General features: G+C 64.7%; 5 protein-coding genes and 2 pseudogenes. 1 reads left to right on the forward strand and 6 read right to left on the reverse strand.

The genetic code is table 11. From position 1 onward, the window contains the following. Nucleotide 1 precedes the first annotated feature (1 nt). Nucleotides 2–934: an arginase gene (gene rocF, locus DH08_RS14770; RefSeq protein WP_192179995.1), complete on the reverse strand. Its 933-nt coding sequence runs from the start codon at nt 932–934 to the stop codon at nt 2–4. 133 nt (nt 935–1,067) lie between these two features. On the opposite strand from rocF, the gene DH08_RS14775 reads away from it, so the two are divergent. Then, on the forward strand, nt 1,068–1,508 hold the full coding sequence (locus tag DH08_RS14775) for an Lrp/AsnC family transcriptional regulator (protein WP_192179996.1): 441 nt from the start codon (nt 1,068–1,070) through the stop codon (nt 1,506–1,508). A gap of 246 nt (nt 1,509–1,754) precedes the next feature. On the opposite strand, the pseudogene DH08_RS14780 reads toward DH08_RS14775, so the two are convergent. The 5 genes and pseudogenes from DH08_RS14780 to DH08_RS14800 all read right to left on the reverse strand — a co-directional run. Then, nucleotides 1,755–2,223: pseudogene (locus tag DH08_RS14780) on the reverse strand (transposase); the annotation flags it as partial. An 83-nt stretch (nt 2,224–2,306) separates the two neighbouring features. Continuing rightward, entirely contained in the window at nt 2,307–3,296 is a 990-nt protein-coding gene (locus DH08_RS14785) for a tyrosine-type recombinase/integrase (RefSeq protein WP_192179997.1), read from the reverse strand. Beyond that, nucleotides 3,293–4,219, reverse strand: coding sequence for a tyrosine-type recombinase/integrase (locus DH08_RS14790; RefSeq protein WP_192179998.1), 927 nt, complete (start codon nt 4,217–4,219; stop codon nt 3,293–3,295). Before DH08_RS14790 ends, DH08_RS14785 begins: the two co-directional genes overlap by 4 nt. After that, complete coding sequence (locus DH08_RS14795; RefSeq protein ID WP_192179999.1) at nt 4,216–5,430, reverse strand: site-specific integrase; 1,215 nt, start codon at nt 5,428–5,430, stop codon at nt 4,216–4,218. Before DH08_RS14795 ends, DH08_RS14790 begins: the two co-directional genes overlap by 4 nt. 142 nt (nt 5,431–5,572) lie before the next feature. Then, nucleotides 5,573–6,098: pseudogene (locus DH08_RS14800) on the reverse strand (IS256 family transposase); the annotation flags it as partial. Between the last annotated feature and the right edge of the window lie 70 nt (nt 6,099–6,168).

Here is a 6,168-nt window from a genome sequence, read left to right on the forward strand (position 1 = left end):
ATCAAAAGCTCCCGGAATGGCTGCGGGTGGGGCGATCCATGATGCGGCGGCCCATCAGGCTCGCCGTCAGGTCGACCATCAGCGTCGCGGTTCGGCCGCGCTCGTCCAGAAAGGGATTCAGCTCGACCAGGTCCAGGCTGGAGACGAGGCCGCTGTCGGACAGCATCTCCATCACCAGATGCGCCTCGCGAAACGTCGCGCCGCCGGGAACCGTGGTGCCGACCGCCGGCGCAATCGAGGGGTCGAGGAAGTCGACGTCGAGACTGACATGCAGCAGCCCGTCTTCGGCCGACACACGCGCCAGGAAGGCGCGCAGCAGCGGCGCGATGCCATGTTCGTCGATGGCGCGCATATCGTGCACGGTCACGCCCGCCTGGTTGAGCGCACTGCGCTCGGCCGGGTCGACACTGCGCAGGCCCATGGTGCAGATACGCTTGGGATCGACCGCTGCCGGCAGATCCGGAAAATAGCCGCTAAAGCCCGGCTGGCCACTGGCGTAAGCGAGCGGAACACCGTGCAGATTGCCACTGGCGGTGGTGTCGAGCGTGTGGAAATCCGGATGTGCGTCGAGCCACAGCACGAACAGCGGGCGCCCGGCCTCGGCGGCGCGGCGGGCCAGGCCCGACACGGTCCCGGCTGAGATTGAATGGTCGCCGCCGAGAAAGATCGGCATGGCGTCCTCGCTCGCCGCGTAGGCGGCCTCGGCAATCGCGGATGTCCAGGCCGATATTTCGGGCAGGGCCTTCAGCGCCAGATTGCCATGCACGACGCGCCTCGCCGGAATTGCCTGGACGGCGCCCATATCCTCGACAGCGTGGCCGAGGCCGGACAGCACCTCAACAAGTCCGGCGGTCCTCAGCGCACTCGGCCCCATTTCGCATCCCATTCTGCCAGCGCCGTCTTGCACCGGCGCCCCGACGATTTTGCAACGCATTGTTTTTCCCGCGCCCAAGTTCGAATGAGCGCGAGAAGATCATGGCGAGCCGGCGATATGAACAGGCAGAATTGGCAATTCGGGAAGCATGATTTATCGTAATGGCACCCAAACTGATCAAAATGGAACCCCGATGGATGCGCTCGACGAACGGCTCGTGACCCTGCTGCGACATGACGCTCGGCGCAGCGTGTCGGATCTCGCCGTCGATCTCGGCGTCTCGCGCGCCACGGTCAGGGCACGTATGGAGCGGCTGGAACGGTCCGGCGATATCATCGGCTACACGGTGGTGCTGCGCGCCGACGCCGTTGATCAACGCATCCGCGGCATCATGCTAGTTGAGATTGAGGGCCATGCCGCCGACCGCGTGGTCCGGGCGCTGGGCGGCTTCCCGGAGGTCTCGACCATCCATACCACCAATGGTCGCTGGGATCTGGTGGTCGAACTCGGGACGGCATCACTGACCGATTTCGATGCGGTGTTGCGGCGTATCCGACTCATAGCCGGCATAACCGGCAGCGAAACGAGCCTGCTTCTGGCCACGCCGCGCACGACGCGGGCACGGTTAACCTAAGATCCGATCAAGGCCCAAAGTCGCAGCTTGCCCCTCACGGCAGATCATAGTGTCCCATGCCAAGGAGGCACTACCTCCCACATGGCGGCCCGGGCCGCCCATGATTGGACGCTCTTTTCTCCTTCCTGAGGTTCAACGAAAGCAACCGGTCAGACGGGCAGATTTCCGAATAGCACGCGATCGTGTCCCGCTGCGTGGTGTAGCTGGCGGCATTGATCGCCGTGCTCTCCGGCATGGGCCGGGCAATCAGCGCGCCACGGCTGGCAGGCTGATCAGGGGATCATCGCTCATCTGGCTGATCGTTTCCAGGGTCATATATCTGGCCCGCTGCACTGCCTCATCGTTCTGTTTGAGCAGGATTGCGCACGATCGCGTCGTCGTTCGGGAAGATTCCGACGACCTCGGTGCGCCGCTTGATCTCTCCGTTGAGACGCTCGATCGGATTCGTCGAGTGGAGCTTGGCGCGATGTTCCTTCGGGAAGGTCATATAGGCCAGCACGTCGAGCTCGGCATCGTCCATGATTGTCGCCAGCTTCGGCACCTTCGGCCGGATCTGGTCGGCGACGGCACGCCATTGGGTGCTGGCGGCTTCCGAGGTCTCTTGGGCGAAAGCGGTGGCGATGAAGGCTGAGACGACCCTGCGGCCGCTCTTGCCGGCATGGGCCAGCACGTTCCTCATGAAGTGCACCTTATGCCGACGTCGGCATAACGTCCATTATGCCGATGTCCGGATTATGCCGACCTTGGGGGTGGATGTCGGCTTCGGAGGCGGTGATCGCTGCGATGGGGTCGGCATAATCAGAGCGCCTCGAGGAAAGCGAGAAGCTTGTCGGGCGGTCTGTAGCGTCCTGGCGCCGTGTTGGCCGGCGTGGTTTTCGCCAGGGTGCGTTCTTTAAGCTCCAGATCGGCGTGCAAGTAGATGTGGGTAGTCTCGATCTGTTCGTGGCCAAGCCACAGCGCGATCACCGAGGTGTCGACGCCGGCACGCAGCAGTCGCATTGCCGCGGTATGACGCAAGGTGTGCAGTGTGACCCTTTTCCGCTGCAGCGACGGACAGTTTCTGGCAGCGATTTCGACATACCTCGCGAGCCGGTGCTCGAGAGCGTCGCGGCTGATCATCCTGCCGGTCTGTGTAGGGAAGAGGGGATCGGCCGGCTGCCCGGCACGTTCGGCCAGCCAGACGCGCAGCACGGCGGCCATGTTGGAGGTAAGGGGTGTGATCCGCTGCTTTCGCCCCTTTCCGATACAGCTGACATGAGCGCCGGAACCGAGATGGATATCGGCGCAGTGAAGGCCGATCAGTTCGGACGCCCGCAGGCCGGTTTGGGCGGCGAGCCGAAGCAAGGCGTGGTCGCGCCGCCCGGTCCAGGTCGACCGCGCGGGGGCGGACAGCAATACATCGAGTTCCTCCTCCGTCAGGAACGTCACAAGCCGTCGCTCAAAACGCTTAGGCGGAATCGCGAGCACCCGTTCGATTGTCGCGGCGTACTCGGGGTAACGAAGGGCGGCGAACCGGAACAACGACCGGATTGCGGCAAGCCGCGCATTCCGGGTCCGCGCGCTGTTGCCTCGATGACGCTCGAGGTGATCGAGGAAGTCGCCGACACACGCGGCATCGAGGTCGTTGAACTCCAGCCTGGAAGGCTCTGTGTCATGCCGCGCGGCGGCGAAGACCAGCATCAGCCGCAGGGTGTCCCGATAGGCGGCGAGCGTATGCGGGCTGGCTTGCCGCTGCCGGATCAGGCGGTCGGTGAAGAACGCCTGCAAGGTCGCGCTGAGGGCGGTCATGCGCCGCCTCCGATCCGTCGTTCCAGACGATCACCGGCCAGTTGCAGCAATTCCGGAGCCGCCGAGAGATACCAGTACGTCTTGCCCGGATCGACGTGACCGAGATAGGTCGACAGCAGGGCAAGCCGGCGCCCCGGGTCGCCGCCGTCGCGATAAGCATCAAGAAGCGTGCGAACGGCAAACGCGTGCCGCAGGTCGTGGAGCCGTGGTCGGCAACCTGCCGAGCGCGGGGCGATGCCGACGCGACAGACGAGCTTCTGGAACGTGTTTTGAACGTTCACATAGAGCAGCCTAGTGCCGGCCGGTGAGACGAACAGGGCGGGCGTGTTCGGCGGCCGGCGGGGTCGATCGCGCCGGCGCAGATAATTGCCGAGGGCCGCAACAGTGCTCGGATGTAACGCCAACTCGCGGGATTTTCCGGACTTTCCGCGCCGAATGGTGAGGCCGCCGCCGATCGCATCGAAGTCGTCGCGGTCCAGGCCGATCGCTTCTCCAACCCGCATTCCGGTCACGGCCAGCAAGCCGATCAGGGTCCGGTAGGTTGCTTCCCGATGCGGCGTGCGCAAGGCCGCGGTTGCCGTCATCAAGGCGATGACGTCCTCCTGCGAATAGAGGTAGGGCGTCGCTCGGCAAGATCGCCCCGGCAGCAGATCACACGGCGGCACCTCGGTTGCCGGCTCGAACCCGCGCAGATGGGTCGCAAAGCGGCGAACGACGGAAAGTCGCGCCGACATCCAGCTTCGATCGGCGCCTGCCGGCAGCATCGCCCAAGTGAGGGCCGTCTTGGTGGTCAGGTGGTCTTCGCCCTGCGCCTCGAGATAGGTGAGGAACTGGGCAAGAAGCTTCTCGGACCGAACAAGCGTGTAGCCGAGGGCGCGACGCATGGCCAGGTAATCGGCCAGGGCCTGGCGAAGGGCGCTCATGCCACCTCTCCCGGCCAAGGGCGGGCGATCGTTCGCAGGGCTTCGCGATCAACCTTGGCATAGATCGCCGTTGTCAGGGCGCGGCGATGACGCAGGACCTGCCCGACCTCCGGTAGCGACGCGCCGGCGCGCAACATCGCCGACGCCGCCGTATGGCGCAGGCGGTGGGCGTGGATCCGGCCGAGCCCGGTGCGGCAACCGGCGGCGGCCACGATTTGCGACACGCCAGCGCTTGTGAGGGCATCGTGGGGCGCCCTGACTCGCACAAATACTGTCCGGCCCTGGGCGGTCCGGGGACGGCCGTGGCGCAGATAGGCCGCCACCGCTTCGCCGACATCGGCCGGCAAGGGAAGGTGTTCAATGCAGCTTCCTTTGCCCCGTACGAGAATCTCACCGGTCCGCCAATCCAGGTCGTCAAGCTTGAGCTTGGCGACTTCCCCCGCCCGCAAGCCGAGACGAACCAACATGGTCAGGACCGCGAAGTCGCGGCAGCCGTTCGACGTATCGCGGCCGCAGGACGTCAGCAGGCGCTGAACCTGGTCGCAATCCAGTCCCTTTGGCAACCCAGCCAATCGCCGACCGGCGACCGAGGGCACGCAAGCGGCAAGAGATCGCGCGATGAGACCCTCGACATGAAGGAACGTGAGCAGCGACCGCAGCGCCGTTACAGTCAGGCTTGCCGCGCCGCGGCTCAACTGAGGGCAACGTGCCACGACAAAGGTGACGACGTCGGTCGCGGCCAAACCCGCAAGGTCCAGGGCACGCCCGTCGGACGACAATCGATGACGCAGAAAGGGGCGCACCATCCGGGCATAGACATCGGCGGTCGCTTTCCCCAAACCGCGCTCAATCGCCAGATAGCGTTGGTATCGTTCCAGCAGCTGATCTGCCGGATCGTCGGGTGCACGGGGCGACGGCAGCACCACGCCGCGAGACTGCAAATAGGCCAACAGGGGCTGCAGTGCTTTGATCGAGCGGAGTTGCGGACCAGCGGCACGACGGGTACGGACGAACCGATCGACCTCGCTCGCACCCAGTCCCTCCACATCCATGCCTTCCAATGCGAGCCAGCGGCTCAATCGCGCCACCAGCCGCATCTGCTCGCGAGCGGAAAGCGGCGTATAGCCTTGTCGGGCGAGTTCGCCGGCAAACCCAGCCGCAAACGGGGCAAGCGGGCCCTGGACGCGAACGCGAAACGGATCGATTGACATGAAAGCATCCCCTTCTTTGGAAACAAGAAGAGGAGTTTGCACGATCCGTCAGACCGCCGGTGATTATGCCGACCCCATCGCAGCGATCACCGCCTCCGAAGCCGACATCCACCCCCAAGGTCGGCATAATCCGGACATCGGCATAATGGACGCGGCAGCGCTGCCATGTCGCGCACAGCACCTTGGTGACGGCGCTCTTGAGGCCTTCGTGCGCGTCGGAGACGACGAGCTTGACGCCGCGCAGGCCGCGACGTGTCAGCTTGCGCAGGAACTCCGTCCAGATCGGCTCGGCCTCCGAGGTGCCAATCTCCATGCCCAGGACCTCGCGCCGGCCGTCCGCGTTGACGCCGACGGCGATGATAACGGCGACCGAGACGATCCGCCCACCGCGGCGGACCTTCAGGTAAGTGGCGTCGATCCACAGGTATGGCCAATCGCCCTCGATCGGCCGCTCGAGGAAGGCCTTCACCTTGCCGTCGATCTCCTCGCACAGCCGCGAGACCTGGCTCTTGGAGATGACCGCTCATGCCCATGGCCTTGACCAGGTCGTCAACCGACCGGGTCGAGATGCCTTGCACATAAGCTTCCTGGATGACGGCGGTCAGCGCCTTCTCGGCCATGCGGCGCGGTTCGAGGAAACCCGGGAAGTAGCTTCCCTTCCTGAGCTTTTGGCATTTGAAAACTAACGCCGGCAGATTCGAAAAACTCGAATTTTAACCATCGCAAAAATCACCGCCC

It is taken from the genome of Mesorhizobium amorphae (assembly GCF_014843845.1).
Lineage (GTDB): Bacteria > Pseudomonadota > Alphaproteobacteria > Rhizobiales > Rhizobiaceae > Mesorhizobium > Mesorhizobium amorphae_A.